Here is a 19,575-nt window from a genome sequence, read left to right as displayed (position 1 = left end):
TAAACCGAATTGAAAGCTTGTTGAAAGCTGCTTGAACGAAAATTTATTTCGGCGATGTCGATTCATCCATTCCCTGTTCGTCGTTCCATATATCAGGTCATATGATAGCGCTTCAGACATATCGACTAGCGATGAATGATTATGGTATTATTTGAGAAAAATAGATTCATAGCATATGAGGAGGTTAAGTAATGGGAACAAGCAGTCCGGTAACGATAACGGTGGAAGCGATCGTTCATTCTCCCGTAGCAAGCGTATGGAAATTTTGGACGGAACCGAAGCATATCAAGCAATGGAACAATGCTTCCGATGACTGGCACACGCCGATCGCGGAGAACGATCTTAGGGTCGGCGGTGCATTCGTCTCGAGAATGGAAGCCAAGGACGGAAGCTTCGGATTTGATTTCGGCGGCGTTTACGACGAGGTGAGCCTTAACGAGAGCATCGCTTATACATTGGGCGACGACAGGAAGGTAAGCATCGCTTTTATTGCCCAAGGCGACGACACCAAAATCGTCGAATCGTTCGAGGCCGAAGAGACTAACGCCGTCGAGATGCAGCAAGCCGGATGGCAGGCGATTTTGGATAATTTCAAGAAATACGCCGAATCGGCGAAAGAAGAATAGCAGAATATTCGCAGCCTTAAGAGCGCATGCCGGCATTGGCATGCGCTTGTTATATTTTTTCGTTGACATCATTAACCAAGCGTTGCTATACTAGGTGAAATTACATACCCGATTATTTTTATCGGAATTATTATAATGGAGGTCAAGCCCATGAAACGAACAGCACTATTCAGCACCAAGATGCTTGCTGCCTTTTTGCTCTCATCATCTCTATTATTTACGCAAGCAACCGCATTTGCCGCAACGCCGGTGGCGGTGCAAGCCGTATCGACAGCTCCTTCTTCAGTCTCTGCAAAGGACGGAGCAGCACAATACAAGCAGTTTTTGCAGGAGAAATACGACGTTCAGCTTTCCGGTAAAGTAACGAAGGGACAGCTCATCGAAGCTGTCGCCGACATTTTCGATTATAAGCCTTCCGGCAAGGATGTAACCTTTACCGATTTGACTGCGGACGCGCCGGTGTTCAAAGCCGCTGCCGCTCTTTATGAGCAAGGCATTTTGGCTGGTCCGTCCATTCAGGCCGATCAGCAGCTTACGAACTACGTGGCGGTCGCGATCGCGCTGCGGGCGGCGGACTTGAAGGAGCTTGCCTCCACTTACCCGGCTGCGAAGGCGGATAACGTGCTCGCCAAGGTTCAAGTCAAGAAAGGCACGCTTGGCGTTAAGGCCTCCCAGGAGGTTGCTGCCGCAATCGACACGGGCTTGCTGCCGGCTTCGCTTGGCCAAGGCTTTAAACCGAACGCCCCTGCGAGCGACGAGCTGATCCAAACGCTGCTCGGCCAGGTTCTGATCACGAAAGGTCTATACAAGAAATACATCGGCTACACGAGCGATTCCGATATTTACGCAAAGCTTTCCACGGCTTACGAGACATCGGATTTGATCGACGCTCCGAAGCTGCAGAAGCTGGTGAACGCGGGGCTTGAGAAGGAGCTGTTCACGGGCTACAACATCAAGGACACCCGTTACGACGCCAACTTCATCGACTCCTTGTCGCTTATTTACGGTCATTCCGACTTTAAGCATGCCCAGCAGCTGATCGGCTTGCTGCGCAGCGAAGGCATCGACGCGAAGGTGCAATTCGAGCCGAAAACGTCCGCGTTTCTGTTCTTGGCCGACTGGGGCGACCCGGGTCCGAATGTCGTGCAAATCGCTAACGGCAACTATATCGCATTCGCGAAGGAATATGATCTTGCGTTCGAATTCGCGACGGCGGCCGACAAAGCGGCATTCGACGGCATTATCGAGAAGTTCGCGAAGAAAAACGTTGCCGATCAGCAAGGATTGATCTACGGTTCGTGGTGGCAGCCGTTGTACTACTCGAACACGGAGCTTGCCAATTACGAAGTCATTACGAACAATCTGATTTCCGATCCGGACAGCACGTACACGGTTAACCCGTTCTCGCTGAATGAGGATTCCGCGAAGGTTGTGGCAGGACTTAAAGCGATTGATCCTACCGCGGTCATCACGCCGTTCGAATTCTGGGTAGATAAGCCGTTCTTCCGTTACCTGCACGGAGAAGCGTCATAAGTCGCTCATACGGATAAATGAAAAAGGCTCTCCCGCTCAGCTGATTCATGCTGAGCAGGCGAGCCTTTTTTGATATGATGTTTAAAGCTTAGAAATTGTTGTAAATCACATTAGCCGTTACTTTGCCGCTCGCGACGTCTTCCGAAGTGAAGCCGGATACCGTGTTGCCGACTTTAAATTCCTTGCTCACCAGCTGCTCGGAAGCATCCGGTGCCGTCGTGTCCGATATGCCGTAAGTCGTGTCTTCGGTTACTGTCACCCAAAGCTCACCGATTCGGAAGCTTTGACCGTCAGCGCTTACCTCTTCAATAACGCCGTCAATGTTGACCCTTTGTTTTGCCGACGAGCCTGCCCCAGGACCGTTATTTTCGACGACGGCGCCATTATTTGGGTTGTTCGTGGCAGGATCAGGGGCAGTACTGCTTCCATTTTGGTTAACCGCATAGATGCTCAACGTTAAGACTGCGCATGCAGCAACGCTCGTTGCCCAGATGAATACCTTGTTTTTCTTTACTGCCGGATTAGCTGTTTTCATGTGATTATCTCCTTTTCGCTTATCAATATCGATTATGTTGCGGCTTTCCTTGCTTAGCCGTTCAAGCGTACGATGCTCAAAGTCTTCGCTTGTTTTCAATTTGGACATGGCCGATTTATAATCTATTTTCTTCATTTTCACAAATCACCGCCTATTACTTCTTTAAGCTGATTGCGCCCGCGGGCAAGCCAAGTCCCTACCGTTGCAGGTTTGGCGTTTATAAGGTCAGCTATTTCTTCCAATGTGTATCCCTCGTAATAATGCAGATGGATCGGAACGCGGTATTTCTTATCCAATGACAAAACAGCCTGCAAAACCATGTATTCATCCTTAGGAAGGTAAGATAAGTTGTCCGGTATCGGGTTCCGACTTCTAAACCAGCCCGTCTTGAGCAGGTTTTTGCATTTATTTATCGTCGTTCGAATTAACCATGCTTTCTCATGCTCGTCGCTGTCAAAAACGGGGGTTTTTTGGAGATAGGCGAGGAATACTTCCTGCGCGACTTCCTCCGCATCGGCAACGTTTTTGAGATAGGCGAACGCTATCTTGACCAGGCTGTCTGAATAGTTGACCACGGCTTTGCGAACGGATTCATTGAGCTCATATGAATCGTGCACCTGATGTCCCCCTTTCACTAGTAATACAATTGAGGAGGCCGTTATTTTTCACGTTGCCCAAAAAAAGTTTGGGACAATGGTTATAAAAGGGCAACGCCGTTCCTATCAGTATCACCAAAATAACCGAAATGGTCATGTAATTGTTTTAAACAGATATATTTTTCTTTTGTGTATTCTCTTCCCCCGCGGAACAAAATCTTAGCATCCCTCTTACATTCACCGAACAAAGTAYCCGTATAGTTCAACTATGTTATGAAGAGGGTTGGTGATGGAATGAGCACGACGCATCGAGAGGTTTACAACAGCGGCATTCGTACCAAAAAAACCGTTGTTCGCAAAGGAGCAAAACGTTTATCGATCTGGAAGGAAAATGCTGCAGGTTACGCATTTCTTGCCCCTTCCTTAGTCTTGTTTTCCGTTTTTTTGTTTTATCCGCTGCTGCAGTCCATCTATCTAAGCTTTCACCTGACAGATCCGCGAGGTCAGGTAGCCGCTTTCGTCGGCCTCGATAATTTCAACCAATTGTTTGCTTCGCCCGCTTTCTGGAATAGCCTTAGCGTAACCATGAAGTTTACGCTGCTGACGGTTCCGGCTGGCATCGCTGCCGGGCTGCTGCTCGCAGCGTTGACGCATGCGAAGCTAAGAGGGATGAGTGTATTCCGATTTGTTTTTTCCCTGCCGGTTGCGCTGTCCGTAAGTACGTCTTCTGTTATTTGGATGATGCTTTATCATCCGACAACGGGGATGTTTAATTATTTTCTCTCGAAGCTGGGTGTTTCTCCGATTGGATGGCTGGTCGACCCGACCTGGGCGCTGATCTCGATCTCGATCATGACCGTCTGGATGAATTCCGGATTTAATTACATCCTGCTGCTAAGCGGCCTGCAAGGAATTAGCGACGACATTCGAGATAGCGCGCGTATTGACGGTTCCGGCCCGTTCCGTACTTTCTTTCTAATATTATTGCCGTTGCTGTCGCCAACCGTTTTCTTTCTGACCGTCGTGTCTGTCATGAACGCCTTTCAATCTTTCGGTCAAATTCATATTTTGACCAAAGGCGGACCGGCTGGCTCGACAGAGGTATTCGTTTATTCCATTTATAAGGAAGCATTCGTTAATTATCAATTCGGGACGGGGAGTGCGCTGGCGCTCGTATTGTTCGTCATGATTCTGATTCTTACATGGATTCAATTCCGGTTTGTAGAGAAGAAGGTGCACTATCAATGACAGCTAATCGATTGCTGCGTTCGTCGCTCCTCTATTTCGTCCTTATCCTTGCGGCGTCCCTAGTATTATACCCGCTGGCGTATACTTTTCTCGCTTCATTGATGACGCCGGAAGAATCATCGGTGTATCCGCCCAAGTTGTTTCCGTCCAGCCTGCATCTCGGGACCTTACGTACGGTGCTTGATCTGGTGCCGCTTCAATCCTTTATTATGAACAGTTTTGTGATCTCTGCGTCCATTATGATCGGACAAGTCCTAACGGCAAGCATGGCTGCTTACGMATTCGTATACGTCGCTTTTCGCGGCAAAGCGCTCTTGTTTGCGATATTCCTCTCGACGATGATGATTCCTTGGGAAGTCACGATTATCCCGAATTACTTGACGATCAAGTCATGGGAGTGGCTGGACAGCTACCAGGGATTGACTGTTCCCTTCATCGCTTCTGCTTTCGGAATATTTTTGCTGCGCCAATTTTTCATGCAGCTGCCGCGGGAGTTGTTCGAAGCGGCGAAGATCGACGGCTGCGGCCATGTTAGACATTTTATAAGAATCGTGTTGCCGCTGTCCCGTCCTGCACTCGCTTCACTGGCCGTTTATGCGTTTCTGAACGCATGGAATATGTATCTGTGGCCGCTCCTCGTAACGAGCAGCGACAAAATGCGCACCGTTCAGATTGGCATCAGCATGCTTCAATTCGAGGAAATGACATCTTGGAATCTCGTATTGGCGGGGGTCTCGCTTGTCCTGCTGCCATCTCTTATTTTGCTTATACTTGGACTGAAACAGCTGGTCGGAGGTTTGACGGCCGGTGCGATCAAAGGGTAATCAGCAATCGATCGTTGTGGGTACGTGGATATTGTCTTAGGACATTCCAAATAAAAAAGAGATTAAGGGAGAGAAACGATGAAGACAAACCGGTTCAAAATAGCCATGCTAATGGCTACGACAGCGATGATGGTGTTAATGACGGCTTGCGGAGACGGCGTAACGAACGGTAATACGGGTAATGAGCAGCCGAACAATACGGCAGCAAGCGAAGGAAACGCTTCGGAACAGGCATCGACGGATGCTCCAAAAGAGCCGGTTAAAGTGATCTGGTGGCACTCCATGGGCGGCGAGCTCGGTAAAGTGGTCACGCATCTTGCGAGCGATTTCAATGCTTCTCATTCCGACATCCAAGTGGAGGAAGTGTTCCAAGGCACTTACGATGAGAGCTTGAACAAGATGAAGGCTTCCATGGATGCCAAATCAGGGCCGTCGCTGATCCAAGTGTACGAGATTGGCTCTAAATTCATGATCGACTCCAAGGCAGTGACGCCTGTTCAAAACTTCATCGATGCTGAAAGCTATGATATATCCAACCTGGAAGAGAACATTCTTGGCTACTATAAATTTGACGACAAGCTGTACTCGATGCCGTTCAACACGTCTAATCCCGTTCTATACTACAACAAAGATATGTTCAAGGCGGCAGGACTTGATGCGGAAAATCCGCCTAAGACGTACGAGGAAGTCACAGCTGCAGCTAAGGCTCTGACGAAAGACGGCCAGACCGGCGCATCCTTCGCCAKCTATGGCTGGTTCATGGAACAGCTGTTTGCAAACCAAGGCGCGGAGTATGTCAACAACGGCAATGGACGTACCGCGCCTGCAACGGAGTCGCAGTTGAACAGCGAAGCCGGCATTCAAACGATTAATTGGATGAAGGAGCTGCTGGATAGCAAAGCAGCGCTTAACCTCGGACGTAAAACAGACGATACGAAAAAAGCGTTCCTAGCTGGGCAAGTGGGTATGACGCTCGATTCTACTGGAAGCCTGCGCGGCATCGTAGACGGCGCAAAGGGCAAATTCGAGGTCGGAACAGCACCTCTGCCGAAGCCGGCTGGCGCAACAACGGACGGCGGCGTTATTGTCGGAGGAGCGAGCCTATGGGTTCTGAACAATAAGTCGGATGCCGAGCAACAGGCTACTTGGGAGTTCATTAAGTATTTGGCAGAGCCGAAGACGCAGGCACAGTGGCATATTAATACGGGCTATTTCCCGATCAACAAATTAGCGTATGACGAGCAGATCGTGAAGGACAACCTCGTCAACTACCCGCAATTCCAAACGGCAATCGACCAGTTGCATGGAACAAAATTATCCACGGCAACGCAAGGTGCGGTTATGGGCGTGTTCCCAGAAGCTCGTCAAATTGTCGAAGGGGCGATGGAAGAGGTATTCACAGGTGCCAAAGACGCAACGAAGGCGTTGGAAGACGCCTCCAAGGCGATTACCGATAAGATTGCAACTTACAATAAAACCGTTCAATAATGCAGAAGAGGGCAGCCGATCTAACGTGATCGGCTGCGTTCTGCTTAATGATGTGAATCGTTTGGGCGGGGCTAGGTAAACCTAATAGTTGGAAAATGAGGTGATGGAGGCCAAACCGATTATATCCGATGGACATATCGAACATGCGCTGCTGCGCGAGACAGGCAAGGATCGGACTTGCTAATCGTGCAGGTTCACGCGGTTCGCGAGCAGTAAACCTAATAAATCCATAGATTAGCAACAAAGCTGACCTGCAATCCGTTTATTTAGGAGCTAGAGTGATGAACGGAGGGTATAGATGAGGAGACAACTCAAGAACAAGGCCATTGTAATATCCATTTTTATCGTCTGCTGCATTCCGTTACTTTTGTTATGGTTGTGGTATGAAGTGTTCAGCTCTATATGATGGTTAAAAGGAAATAAACGAGCTAAGGTAGACAGAAATGCTTAATTACATTTATATTAATGATTAATCAGGTAAAGTTAAGCAAAGCTCACAAGGACTAGGTTTTGCCGCTTACACAATAGGAGACTCACATCATGATGACCAGCAACAACAAACAGAACGTGTTCAGACTAGCTTTGCTGCTTGGATTATTTTCGACACTCGGCCCTTTTACGATCGATAYGTATTTACCTGCATTCCCGGAAATCGTGAAGCAATTCGAAACGACGGCTTCCCTGGTGCAGCTAAGCTTGACGGCTTGTTTGCTCGGACTTGGTATCGGGCAGCTCGTCATGGGTTCGCTGAGCGACGTTCATGGCAGACGCAACCCTCTGCTTATCTCTATGGCCGTGTATCTGATCGCTTCGTTGGCTTGCGCATTCTCGCCCAATATCGGACTGTTGATCGCATTCCGCTTCGTACAAGGTTTTGCCGCTTCGGCGGGCATTGTCATTTCCCGCGCGATCGCACGCGACCTGTTTAATGGTCACGAGCTCACTAAATTTTTCTCGTTGCTCTTGCTTGTCGGAAATTTGGGTCCGCTCGTGGCCCCGGTTGCCGGCAGCGGGATTCTTTCTTTCACGGATTGGAAAGGCGTATTTATAGCGCTGACGCTGCTCGGAATCTACCTGTTAACGATGACAAAATGGAGACTGCGGGAGACTTTGCCGCCTGATCGCCGGACACCGAGCAATTTCATGCAGCAATTGCAGAACTACGGATCGCTCTTGCGGGATCGCCAATTTGTCGGCTACATGCTGGCACAGGGCATTATGATCGCGGGGGTTTTCGCGTATGTTTCGGGGACGCCATTTATTTATCAAAATATTTACGGGGTTTCGCCGACCGTCTTTGCTCTATTATTCGGAACGAACGGTATTAGTCTGATCCTCGGCTCCCAGCTGGTCGGACGAATGTCGCATCGCGTATCGGAACACACTTTCCTGCTGTTCGGACTCATACTGGCCGGTTTGGCTAGCGTCGTTGTCTTAGTGGTAGCCTTCGTACACGGACCGCTTTTTGCCTTGGTAATTCCATTATTTGTATTCGTAGCTGCAATCGGCATTACATCAACGGCGGCATTCCCGCTTGCAATGGAAAGTCAAGGCGAGAAGGCCGGCAGCGCTGCGGCTCTGCTTGGCGTCATACCATTCTTGCTCGGAGCGGTCGTTACTCCGCTAGTCGGCATAGCAGGTGAAGACACGGCCGTACCGCTCGGCGTCATCATTTTATTGACGAGTGTCGTGGCGATGCTGGCTTACTTCTTCTTGATAAGAAGAGGACTTGCGAAATAGAAGAAAAAGCGTTTGTACAGCTTGGGATCGCCCGATTGGCATGCGAAAAGACCTCAACTTCCACGGTAAAGTGGAAGTTGAGGTCTTTTTTGTAGTCGAGGGAGGAGGTGAATGGATGGTCTGCTCAACCATCAATGAGTCCGCTTTGCTGGAGCAGTCGTTGCACGACAGCTGCAGCTTCCGCTCTCGTCAGATTGCTGCTTGGCAGGAATGAGCCATAAGTTCCCTTGAACAGTCCTAATTGGACGGTCAAATCGACCGATTTCTTGGCCCAGCTCGCGATCTGCTCTTCATCGCGGAAAGACTCTGAACGCGGGCCGGAATTCGCATCGTTCCAAGCGGTTTCCCTCCCGGTACGGGCAAGCTGCCAAGCCCTCGACACGATGACTGCCGCTTCTTGCCGCGTGATGGGGGCGTTCGGGCGGAAATTGCCGTCAGGTTCACCTTCTATAATTCCATATTGCTGCGCAATAGAGGCTGTGCCTGCGAACCAATCGCTGGAGGCGACGTCCGTAAACGACGAGCCTGCTCCGTTCGCAGGCAATCCTAGCGCACGTATCATTATAGCGGCGAATTCTGCCCGGCTTACGGCCCCGTTCGGGTTGAAGGAGTCGTTATTCACGCCGCTGACGATCAGTCGCGAGGCCATATCGTTAATGGCAGACTCGGCCCAGTGGGAGACAACGTCGCTGAATGATCTCGAATGCCGAATAAGGGCATAGCTGCTATTCGTTAAGCTGCTGGCAATCGCCGCATACCGGCCGTCCCGAACGATGAACCGCGTCGGCACGTGACGGATGTCTCCGTTCGACTCCAATACGACGGCAGTTACCGTCCCGTCCGGACTTACTCCTTCTGGCATTGGCAGCTCTCTTTCCGCATAGGCATCGAAACGATCGGCTTCGATTGTTTTGCCGCCGTAAGAAACCAACAAGCGGAAATCGACCGGCGATGTCAGAATGGCAAAGCCTTTGAGCGTCGACGCGGTTTGAAGCTGCGCCCTCCGATTGTCGTTGCTTGCCGCGATAACCAACTGGAATGAAACATCCTGAAGCTGCACATCCGTTCCGAATTGGTCGGATAACCAATCCAGAGGCAGATGTTCCGCAAGCAGCCTGTAGCTGCCATTCGCGGTTACGATCTCAAGCACGGCTTGCTTGTTTCTAAGCAGGTTCACGGATTGTCCGCCCAGCAACACGGACGTTTGATCAACGTCTGTTTCTATCGTCAGTCGAATGACCGGTTTGTCGTCCTCCAAGGCCAATTGCGCTGCAAGCTTATCCGTATCTACCGTTACATTTGCGGTTGTGCGTCCGTCGTCCGATTGCAGCGTTCCGGACGCCATGACATTCATCTCTTGGCCATTGAAGGTTACGTTCGCCACAACGGGCTTCTCGCCCTCAGCGGGAGATGGCGTTGTTGCTGGAGCAGAGCTTCTCCTCACGGTTATTTGGTAGATGGCTACCGAATGATCTTCGGCGGTAACGGTCAGCTCGATCCTGTTTTTTCCCGTTCTGAGTGGCAGCGGATCGCTTGCTTCTCCATCTGTTAAAGCAAGTGGACCGAATACGACCCGGTCCGCGCTGTCATAGACGCTCGTGGTCACGGTAGCATGGCTATCGCTTGCGGCTGCCGTAATCGTAACGGAAGCAACCGAATGCGCAACGCTGCCCGTATATTCAATAACGTCCGGAGCAAAAGCAGGGGAGAGACGCAGCGCTTTCGCTCCCGCGTTCACGATTAACGACGTCAACGTTGCATCATCGCTAGGAATCGGAATGCCCGTGTCTTCCTCTACGGCGAAGCTCCAGGTCGAAGGATCGCTAATGCCGGCAAATGCATTGCCCGCTAAGTCCTCGAAAGCACCCGCATCAATAAGGACATAATAAGCCGCATCGGATGGAAGCGGGTCCTCCAGTCGGACGCTCACTATCGCGCCGGATATCGCTACCTGTGTCGCGTCTGCAACGTCGATAGTCGCTGCCACGGCATCGTCATCTGCACGATGAACGACGATTTCTTTGTCGGCGACCGCTGCAACAGGCTCATCGAACGTCAGCGACAGATCTGCAACCGGATGCGAGAGGGAGGAGCCGTTAGCCGGAAGAAGGGACTGAACGACCGGCGCTTCCGTATCCGGTACTGTTTCAGGAGCCGTATCTCCTTGCTGCATCGCATAAGCGCTTATATTCCCGGCTCTGTCCAACACGATTACGTTAAAATAATAGGTCTGATCGGGTTCAAGGCCCGTTACCTCGATCGAATCGATGTCCTCCAGCATTGGGCCGGCTTCTATGCCGTTCATAAGCATCTGATTCACGGTTCCGATATTGCCGGCATCGGAGAAGAATACTTGGTAGAGCAAGCCGACCTGCGGAGACATATTATCGGCCGCTTTCTGCCAACTCACCGTTAAGCCGCTCGTCCCCGCGTCCGATACGGCGAGCGCGCCGTCAACAACCGCCGGAGCCGTTACGTCCATCACCGCCGAGTTCTGTACGGGCAGCGGGCGATCCGTTCCCGTCCGATCGCCCAACAATCCGCCGCTATTATAACCCCATGCCCAGCCCATTCCGTCCCGGTCCATGGCTAGACTGTGAAATTGCCCTGCGGCAACCATCCGCATATCGCTTGCTCCGGGGACCTGAATCGGCGAGTTCGTTTTCTCGGTTGATCCATTGCCCAGTTGGTATTGAGCATTGTACCCCCAACCCCAGACTGTGCCGTCATTTTTAATGACCAGATTGTGAAAAAAGCCTGCGGAAATGGAGGCGACGTTGTCCAAAGAAACGACCTTCACCGGCGTCCGGCGTTCCGTGTAGGTTCCGTCACCTACGGCGCCGTTCGTATTTTGGCCCCATGCCCACACGTCCCCGTTCTCGTCAAGCGCGAGCGCGTGGTTGTAACCTGCCGACACGGCGACGATGTTGCTTAAGCCGGTTATTGGCATAGGTATAAGTCTATTCTGGTCGGCAGTGCCGTCACCAAGCTGGCCCTGCTTGTTCCATCCCCATGACCATACTTGTCCGTCCGAGTCCAGTGCCATGCTGAAGAAGCCGCCAACCGCAGCTTGGACGATAGGGGGAAGTCCGGCAACCTCTACGGGGGTAAGCCGCTGGTCGGTCGTACCGTCGCCTAGCTGTCCGTCTTCGTTGTTTCCCCATGCCCATAGCTTTCCGTCGTTGCCTACGGCGAGCGTATGCAAGCCCGGGCCGCTGGATACCGAAGCAATGCCGGCAAGCCCCGACACCGCAACCGGCGAGAGCCGATCGCTTACGGTGCCGTCGCCCAACTGGCCTTTCTCGTTCGCGCCCCAAGCACGTACCGTGCCGTCGCTCTTGACGGCAAACGAGCTGGCGTACGTGGCGGCTATCGTTCGCGCGTCGGACAGGCCCGAGGCTTTAACCGGGGACGAAGAATTGTTCGATCGTCCGTTGCCCAACTGCCCTCTGCCTCCCCTTCCCCAAGACCACACTGTTCCGTCGCTGACCAGACCTACGCTGGAGTATTCGTTCGCGTAGATTTGGGGAACGGCCGTCGCTGCCGCTGCTTCTGCAACTTGTCGCGCCGGAACATGTATGGCGCTTAGCAGAATGAACGCGCAGAGCAGCATATAACCCAATCTTTTCATTGTCATTTTCCTCCTAAACGATTGCGGATCATTTGATCTTTCCTGTCATTTTACTAACAAATAAGGGCGGAAGAAATTAACGAAAGTTATCAATATTTCTCGAATTTGTTGGAAGGCGAACGCAAATGAAAATCTGGAGGGCCCTCGCCGCTAACGAAATGATTTATTTGGATTTTTTTGATATGGAAAATAGTTAAGGCGAAGAGTAGTATAAAGAGACTTAAACACCATCTGTTGAATGGAATCAAAAATGCAGAAGCAGAGGAGCAACAAACAAAATGAAACGAATTTGCGTCTATTCGGGATCCAATCCGGGAAACCATGTCGATTATGAAAATTCCGCAATCGCTTTAGGCAAAGCCTTGGCGGCCCAAAATATAGAGCTAGTATACGGCGGCGGCAAGCTAGGCCTAATGGGGCGTATTGCGGGCTCGGTATTGGAATCCGGAGGCAAGGTAATCGGCGTTATGCCGCGGGGGCTATTTAGCGGTGAAGTGATGCATACCGAGCTGACGGAGTTTTACGAGGTTGCCAATATGCATGAACGCAAGGCGAAGATGTCCGAGCTGGGAGATGCGTATATCAGCATGCCAGGCGGACTTGGAACATTCGAGGAACTGTTCGAGATGGCGTGCTGGGCGCAGATTGGCATCCACAAGAAACCGATCGGCCTCCTGAATGTAAGAGAATTCTACAATCCGTTGATTGACCTTCTGAAGCATGCGGTAAATGAAGGATTCATGAGAGAATCGAACCTTGATCTGTTCATTGTCGAGAGCGACCCCGATGTTCTGCTCGAGCGTATCGCCAATTACAAGCCATCGGAGCAATCGTTCAAATGGAGCGAAATCAGCCCGGCGCAGTCGGCAGTAGAGTCCGTATAGCATTATATCAAAGTAACAGTTCGGGGCATCAGCCTTGGACTGTTTTTTTGTTATGAGTTGAGGAAAATAGTTACAATCCAATTGTTGACAACGCTTACAGAGTAGTTTTATAATTTATATGCCTTTAATGAAACCCATTTCATAAATGATAGCAGCCGCTATGAAAGACGATTTTTACCGCTTTTCAATATATAAGAATTTATAAGTTTTCACTTATTCAGGTTCTTATATATCTCCACGAAACGAGCTTCTGCCGCTAAAGGACGGCGACAGCCGTTTACGCTTGTGATGTTTTTAAGAGTGCGACATGGCGTTCAAAAAGGAAGGAAAGTGAATTTATGATTACGGATAGCTTAGACAACACTGGATTACAGGGAACGCAGCTTCGCTATGATGCGAAGAGCTTTATCATCGGGGAGAAGAGAGTGTTTCTGAACATCGCATCGATTCATTATTTTCGAATGCCTAGGCAGGAATGGCGGGAAGTGCTTGTCAAGGCGAAGCTAGCAGGCATGAATTGTATCGATACTTACTTTGCATGGAACGTGCATGAGCCGGAGGAGGGCAACTGGGACTTCAGCGGCGACAACGATTGCGGGGCGTTCCTTGATCTATGCGCGGAGCTGGGACTATGGGTCATCGCGCGGCCGGGTCCGTTCATATGCGCCGAATGGGATTTCGGCGGTTTTCCGTATTGGTTGAAACATAAATCTAATATACAGTTCCGAACGAACAATGAGGTTTACCTTCATTACGTTAATCTTTACTTTGACCAGATTGTTCCGGTTATCCGCTCTCGCCAAATGTCGCAAGGCGGTACCGTTATTATGGTCCAGGTCGAGAACGAATACGGTTATTTGGCCGATGACACGGCAGGTGCGGCTTACATGAGGGAGCTGCGCGACGGCTTGCTCGAGCGTGGAATTGATATGCCGTTAATAACTTGCGAGGGCGGCTTAGAAGGAACGATCGAAGGGGCGAACTTCTGGTCGGGTGCAGACGGACATTATGAGAAGCTGATGCTTAAGCAGCCAGACGTTCCGAAGCTCGTAACCGAGTTTTGGACAGGGTGGTTCGAGCATTGGGGAGCGCCTTCTGCCACGCAGAAGACGCCTGAATTGTACGAGAAGAGGATGATGGAGGCGATTCGCGCCGGGTTTGACGGCATTAGCCACTATATGTTTTTTGGCGGTACTAACTTTGGAGGTTACGGCGGCCGAACGGTAGGAAGCAGCGATATTTACATGGTTACCTCTTACGATTACGATGCTCCACTGTCCGAATATGGGAGAGTGACAGCCAAATATAGAATGGCCAAAAAGGTTTCCCTATTCACGGAAGCGCTCAGCGCGTTTTTGCTGGAAGCGGAGCCGATGGAATCATGCGAGGCCACTTGCCCAGACGGAATAAAACTCCAAGGCAGACAGTGGAACAGGCAAAAGCTTTGGTTCGCCGAAAGCGCCAAGCAGGAGAAGGAAATGTACCCGATTACGCTCGAAAGCGGCCGAACGCTTCAGGTTTCGATTAAACCGGGTCAGATCGTACCGATTCTTGACCGGTATGAAGTGAGTCCTGGTTTGAAACTTACTTGCGGAGGGTTCGTCATTGGGAACGACCGGATTGGCGAGGTCCAAACGATTATTGTGGCTGGAGAAGACGGCCAGCGTACGCATATCGTGTTCGAAGCCGATCACGTGATTCAGTATGATAATGAAGCACAAATCCGACATGAAATGAGCCCGGATGGCCGGACGCTGCATTTAGACGTCTTCCATTTCCAAACGCCGCAGCGTATTGCATTGACGGTTGGCGGGCAGCGTATCGCAGTGATTGCATTAAACGGCTATATGTCGGACCGAGCATGGAAGCTTCGGCAGCAAGGTGGAGAAGCATGCTGGGCATTCGGCTGGGAGGACATGGACATAGACGTTGATGGCAACGTGAGCGGAGTAAGGGGCGGCCCTGAGAGCGAACCCTTCCTTATTGGAGACTGGGTGCAATCAAGCAACACCGCTCAAGATAGCGAGCCGTGGCTTCTGCCGAGCTTATCGAATTGGACTCGCAAAGACTTGAACCTGCTTGCGCTCGGAGCGGGCGAGCTTGCCGATACTCCGCGCGGATTCGCAGAGCTAGATAAGGACTTTGGGTATCTTATTTACACGAGTGAAGCGGAGTGCGATCGGGATCAAGAAAGCACAATGGTGTTGTCAGCCATTCAAGATTCTGCGCGTCTGTTCGTCAATGGACAAGAGCAAGCGATGATCCGCCAAGTAGGCGCRGCGTCGGCGGTCGTACGCCTGAACAAAGGACGCAATAAGCTGCAACTGCTTGTACAGCATATGGGCAGTCTTAATTTCTCGCCGAATTTGGGCGAGGAGAAAGGCATATTCGGTCCAGTCTATATGGACGGCTCGGTCATCGACCTACGCAGAGATTGGCATTGCGGTATGGAGTCTGTCCACCTAGACGAGGTGCAAGGAAAACCGTTCGCCTCTGCGCTCACTCGAATTTTTGAAGTTAATGATCATAATGGGGCTATACTGGTCGGAGCGTTAAGCGGCGGACTCCGGATTAACGGCCGGGAAGTGCCTATGGACGACTATAAGGATTGGTTCGCTTATTATGCAGTCGACATTTCCTCCTATATCGTCAAAGGCAGCAACACCATTGAAATGCCGGTAGGCCGTACGCCGTTGAATCGGCTGGAGCTGCTGACCTATGACCGTTCACGGGAGCTGAGAGGCTGGTCGGCAGTATCGCTAGAAGATGCAGCGAAGCTTGCGGAGGGCTCAGCCACCTCTATTCATAGCGGGCCTTCATGGCATAGCAGCAATTTCGACCTTCCAGCCATTCCGGAAGGCGTTAATCCTAAGCTGAAGCTGAGATTGACGGGCTTAAGCAAAGGGTATTTGCAGTTGAACGGCCGTAATCTAGGCCGCTACTGGCAGATTGGGCCGCAGGAGGATTACAAGATTCCGATGGCGTGGCTTAAGGAGAAGGACAATGAACTGATTTTGTTCGACGAAGAGGGCAGAACTCCGGTTGCGGTAAGGCTCTTCTATGACGAGCAATCTTATAGACGCTGGGGCAATCTGTAGGCATCGCAATTAGGACTCTATAGCTAGAGCAGGAATGTTCGTTGACGAGACGAGCCTGCTCTATTTTCGCTGCAATAGGTGTAACGCATATCATTACATGTTTGATTTTGCTATAATATTCCGTGACATGAAGTAGGAAGGAAGCGTTAAGCTTGAGACAGGTCACTATATATGATATTGCCAAGGAGGCAAAAGTATCGATTTCGACCGTATCCCGTGTGTTGAACGATACCGCTCCGGTAAGAGGATCGACACGCGCCAAAATTGAAGAGCTTATCCAAAAATATAACTTCCAGCCTAACGCTATGGCCAGAGGGCTTCTCAAAAATGAAACCGGCATTATCGGCGTCATTGTGCCCGATCTGACTAATCCCTTCTTTCCGGAAGTATTCGCCGGAGCGGAGGAGGAGGCGATGCGGTCAGGCCTTACCTTCCTGCTTAGTAATACGATCGGCGATTATGTGAAAGAATCGGAATATCTGAGCATTATGCGGGAGAAACGTGTGGACGGCATTATATTTATGGGCGGAAGAATTAACTTGAAGCACTGTGAAGAGCATCTAGTTCAAGAGCTGGTGCAATGCGCTAGCATTATTCCGACCGTACTCGTCAATGGCGGTCTGCGGGGGACCGACTTGACTCGGGTTGCTACGGATGAGGCTGCGGGAACTGTTCTTGCCGTTCAACACCTTATCGAGCTAGGACATACGCAGATCGGCTTCATCGGCGGGGAAAGTCATATGACGACGACCTCTAATAAGCTGCGGGCATTCCGCAAGACGATGAAAGAAGCGAATCTGGACATTCGGGAAGAATGGCTGCTGCCGGACAGCTTCTCCATCGATTCCGGCAAACGCCAGATGCATAATCTGTTGGCCATGAAGGAGCGTCCGACTGCCGTGTTCTGCGTGAACGACTATACGGCGATCGGAGCGATCAAGGCGGCGGCAGAGGCTGGACTGACGATTCCGGATGATATGTCCATCGTCGGATTCGACGATATTCCGCTGGCGCATCACTTCATTCCCGAGCTGACCACCGTTTCCCAGCAGGCGCACGAGCTTGGGATGACGTCTGTCAAAGTGCTGAAAGCGATGATGAACAAAGAGAAAGTGAAGAAGCATACGTCGCTAGAGCCTAAGCTCATCGTGCGGCAAAGCACGCGAGCCCTAATGCCTTAACGCAATTATTCCTTCAAGAGCGCAGCCCGAGCAATCGGGGCTGCGCTCTTTTTTTTGCGATGGTCTGGGAAGCGGGCTGGGTTGAAGACAGAATAGGATGGGAAGCTCATCCTATTCGCACACCCTTGGGTTACTTGAGAGCAATAGGATGGGAAACGCAGCTTATGGTTGGTGAAAGCGACGACGATGAGGGTAGCGGGTTGGGTTGAAGACAGAATAGGATGGGAAGCTCATCCTATTCGCGCAAACCTGGGTTACTTGAGGGCAATAGGATGGGAAATGCAGCTTATGGTTGGTGAAAGCGACGACGATGAGGGTAGCGGGTTGGGTTGAAGACAGAATAGGATGGGAAGCTCATCCTATTCGCACAAACCTAGGTTACTTGAGGGCAATAGGATGGGAAACGCAGCTTATTGGTGGTGAGATCAACGATGGTGGATGGAGCTGTTTTAGCGTAATGTTCATTCTTGCCAAATAAGGCGCCGTAACAGGAGCTATGGAAAATATAAACTTTCGTATTGACCAAGAAAAGGAAGCGAGCTATAATGAAATGGGTTTCATGAAAACCCTTACATAAAAAATCGAGTCATCAAGATTGTTTTGTTTTCTGCAATAAAATGCTCGAAACGCTTATATAATGGCAGCCGCCACTATATATAATTTTTGATTTGAGGAGGGTAGAATCATTTCTCTGATTAATTAATCTGTCTATCTTGCTTTTATTTGATTAATCATTCATGAAGGGGATGTGTTAAACAATGAAACAAATCAAAAAGATGAAACCGATGTTGATGACTGTAACCGCCGCAATGATGATTATGTCCGGATGCAGCGGCAATAACGGAGGGAATACACCGGCGGCTACCGATGCGCCTGCAACGGAAGCTCCTGTTGCATCGGTCGCTCCGACTGAGGTACCTGAAGAGCCGGCTCCGGACCTCGGAGGCAGAGAGATTCGCATTTCCCATTGGTGGGACGCAACGCCTGTAGGGGACTCCGAAGCGGACGAATTGGCTCGCGAAAGAATCAAAAAGGTTGAAGAGAAATACAACGTCAAAATCAAGTACCTGAATACGGAATACTGGTCCACTTCAGAGAAGCTTTCCTCCTCTGTATTGGCAGGCGATCCTTTCGCAGAAATCGTCCGCTTGCCGGACGGATTCATCTGGGGACTTACGAACGGCGGTTTCTTAACGCCATTGAATGATTATCTCAACAACTCCCGCATCGCGCCGGACGTTATCGAATCAATGAAATTCGGCGGCGAGCAAGTATTCGGTCTTGAAGGCTGGTATAACGCGAACGACTCCGGTATGTATTACAATAAACGGATTTTCAAAGAAGCGGGCTTGCAAGATCCGCAGCAATTGATGGACGCGGACAACTGGAACTGGAACACGATGCTTGATGCTGCTAAGAAGCTGACTGTTGACAATAACGGTGACGGCAAAGTGGACCAATACGGTCTTGCCGGCGCACACTACATTTTCTCGGAGCAACTGATCGCAAGCAACGGCGGTTTGATCTACGAGGAAGCTACTAAGAAAGTATCGTTCGATTCTCCGGCAGCTATGGAAGCGCTTAACTTTGAATACGAGCTGTACAACACGCACAAAGTCGTGAAAGAGAACGAAGGCAACGACTGGGAAGATCCAGCCAAATATTTTGCGGAAGGCAACATTGCCATGTATCCGGGCGGATTGTGGGAAATCGAAGGACGTCTGACAGACAAGATGAAAGATGAGTGGGGCTACGTCTACTTCCCTAAAGCACCTAACGCGACAAGCTACTCCGATCCACTTGGACAAACGGCTGCTTATGTGATTCCAAAAGGCGTTAAGGACGCAGAAGCTATTGTGAAGATCTGGGAAGAATTGCAAGACTTCGACAACTGGGAAGGCAACCGCAAGCTGTGGCTCGAGAACGTGCTTCCGGATGATACGTCCATCGCTAACGCTATGAACGAAGCTGGCAAGGTACAACGTGTATTCGGCGGACGCTTCGGCGGTCTCGGCGTGAAAGAACAGCTCGACTCTGTGACAGGCAAGTTCGTCAAAGGCGAGGTTACGCCGTCCACAGGTGTTGCTCAAGTCATCGCGGCAGCGCAAGCGGCTGCAGACAAAGTATTGAGCGGCGAAGTGGAAGAGAAGAAAGAGTAAATAAAGCAACACTTATAGGTCAACAAGCAGAC

13 protein-coding genes are annotated in these 19,575 nt (G+C 50.6%); 10 read left to right on the top strand and 3 right to left on the bottom strand.

The genetic code is table 11. The features are described 5' to 3' along the window. Positions 1 to 191 precede the first annotated feature (191 nt). Positions 192 to 626, top strand: a complete 435-nt coding sequence (locus AB4Z33_RS15110) for an SRPBCC family protein (RefSeq protein WP_442050690.1) — start codon at positions 192 to 194, stop codon at positions 624 to 626. Positions 627 to 776: 150 nt separating this feature from the next. Next, positions 777 to 2,159 carry a hypothetical protein gene (locus AB4Z33_RS15105; protein WP_442050689.1) on the top strand — a complete coding sequence of 461 codons (1,383 nt, stop codon included), beginning with the start codon at positions 777 to 779 and terminating at the stop codon, positions 2,157 to 2,159. Positions 2,160 to 2,247: 88 nt separating this feature from the next. Here AB4Z33_RS15105 and AB4Z33_RS15100 read toward each other — a convergent pair whose 3' ends face one another. After that, a complete protein-coding gene (locus AB4Z33_RS15100; RefSeq protein WP_442050688.1) occupies positions 2,248 to 2,829 on the bottom strand; it encodes a hypothetical protein in 582 nt (193 codons plus the stop codon). A 2-nt stretch (positions 2,830 to 2,831) separates the two neighbouring features. Beyond that, complete coding sequence (locus AB4Z33_RS15095; protein ID WP_442050687.1) at positions 2,832 to 3,311, bottom strand: RNA polymerase sigma factor; 480 nt, start codon at positions 3,309 to 3,311, stop codon at positions 2,832 to 2,834. A gap of 273 nt (positions 3,312 to 3,584) precedes the next feature. On the opposite strand from AB4Z33_RS15095, the gene AB4Z33_RS15090 reads away from it, so the two are divergent. The 4 genes from AB4Z33_RS15090 (at position 3,585) to AB4Z33_RS15075 (ending at position 8,590) form a co-directional block, all read left to right on the top strand. Further along, entirely contained in the window at positions 3,585 to 4,538 is a 954-nt protein-coding gene (locus AB4Z33_RS15090; protein ID WP_442050686.1) for a carbohydrate ABC transporter permease, read from the top strand. Next, a complete protein-coding gene (locus AB4Z33_RS15085; protein ID WP_442050685.1) occupies positions 4,535 to 5,362 on the top strand; it encodes a carbohydrate ABC transporter permease in 828 nt (275 codons plus the stop codon). The genes AB4Z33_RS15090 and AB4Z33_RS15085 overlap by 4 nt, the downstream gene beginning before the upstream one ends. 78 nt (positions 5,363 to 5,440) lie before the next feature. Continuing rightward, the gene (locus AB4Z33_RS15080; protein WP_442050684.1) at positions 5,441 to 6,850 is read left to right on the top strand and encodes an ABC transporter substrate-binding protein; all 1,410 of its coding nucleotides are present in this window, start codon (positions 5,441 to 5,443) and stop codon (positions 6,848 to 6,850) included. A gap of 543 nt (positions 6,851 to 7,393) precedes the next feature. Then, positions 7,394 to 8,590: a multidrug effflux MFS transporter gene (locus AB4Z33_RS15075; RefSeq protein ID WP_442050704.1), complete on the top strand. Its 1,197-nt coding sequence runs from the start codon at positions 7,394 to 7,396 to the stop codon at positions 8,588 to 8,590. A 124-nt stretch (positions 8,591 to 8,714) separates the two neighbouring features. Here AB4Z33_RS15075 and AB4Z33_RS15070 read toward each other — a convergent pair whose 3' ends face one another. Then, positions 8,715 to 12,221 carry an RCC1 domain-containing protein gene (locus AB4Z33_RS15070; protein WP_442050683.1) on the bottom strand — a complete coding sequence of 1,169 codons (3,507 nt, stop codon included), beginning with the start codon at positions 12,219 to 12,221 and terminating at the stop codon, positions 8,715 to 8,717. 278 nt (positions 12,222 to 12,499) lie between these two features. Between AB4Z33_RS15070 and AB4Z33_RS15065 the strand changes: the two genes are divergently transcribed. The 4 genes from AB4Z33_RS15065 to AB4Z33_RS15050 all read left to right on the top strand — a co-directional run bounded on the left by AB4Z33_RS15065 (position 12,500) and on the right by AB4Z33_RS15050 (position 19,543). Then, on the top strand, positions 12,500 to 13,105 hold the full coding sequence (locus tag AB4Z33_RS15065) for a TIGR00730 family Rossman fold protein (RefSeq protein WP_442050682.1): 606 nt from the start codon (positions 12,500 to 12,502) through the stop codon (positions 13,103 to 13,105). A 338-nt stretch (positions 13,106 to 13,443) separates the two neighbouring features. Further along, positions 13,444 to 16,203 carry a beta-galactosidase gene (locus AB4Z33_RS15060; RefSeq protein WP_442050681.1) on the top strand — a complete coding sequence of 920 codons (2,760 nt, stop codon included), beginning with the start codon at positions 13,444 to 13,446 and terminating at the stop codon, positions 16,201 to 16,203. A gap of 152 nt (positions 16,204 to 16,355) precedes the next feature. After that, on the top strand, positions 16,356 to 17,384 hold the full coding sequence (locus AB4Z33_RS15055) for a LacI family DNA-binding transcriptional regulator (protein WP_442050680.1): 1,029 nt from the start codon (positions 16,356 to 16,358) through the stop codon (positions 17,382 to 17,384). A 758-nt stretch (positions 17,385 to 18,142) separates the two neighbouring features. Continuing rightward, on the top strand, positions 18,143 to 19,543 hold the full coding sequence (locus AB4Z33_RS15050; protein WP_442050679.1) for an ABC transporter substrate-binding protein: 1,401 nt from the start codon (positions 18,143 to 18,145) through the stop codon (positions 19,541 to 19,543). The last annotated feature ends 32 nt before the right edge of the window (positions 19,544 to 19,575 follow it).

It is taken from the genome of Paenibacillus sp. 2TAB19 (assembly GCF_052115185.1).
In the GTDB taxonomy this organism is placed as follows: Bacteria; Bacillota; Bacilli; order Paenibacillales; family Paenibacillaceae; genus Pristimantibacillus.
This window is presented reverse-complemented; position numbering and strand designations above follow the sequence as displayed.

Bases quoted from the DNA above. Each gene is read 5' to 3' on its own strand.
- AB4Z33_RS15105 (WP_442050689.1), top strand. From the start codon at position 777: ATGAAACGAACAGCACTATTCAGCACCAAGATGCTTGCTGCCTTTTTG.
- AB4Z33_RS15110 (WP_442050690.1), top strand. From the start codon at position 192: ATGGGAACAAGCAGTCCGGTAACGATAACGGTGGAAGCGATCGTTCAT.
- AB4Z33_RS15065 (WP_442050682.1), top strand. From the start codon at position 12,500: ATGAAACGAATTTGCGTCTATTCGGGATCCAATCCGGGAAACCATGTC.
- AB4Z33_RS15050 (WP_442050679.1), top strand. From the start codon at position 18,143: ATGAAACAAATCAAAAAGATGAAACCGATGTTGATGACTGTAACCGCC.
- AB4Z33_RS15070 (WP_442050683.1), bottom strand. From the start codon at position 12,221: ATGAAAAGATTGGGTTATATGCTGCTCTGCGCGTTCATTCTGCTAAGC.
- AB4Z33_RS15100 (WP_442050688.1), bottom strand. From the start codon at position 2,829: ATGAAGAAAATAGATTATAAATCGGCCATGTCCAAATTGAAAACAAGC.
- AB4Z33_RS15090 (WP_442050686.1), top strand. From the start codon at position 3,585: ATGAGCACGACGCATCGAGAGGTTTACAACAGCGGCATTCGTACCAAA.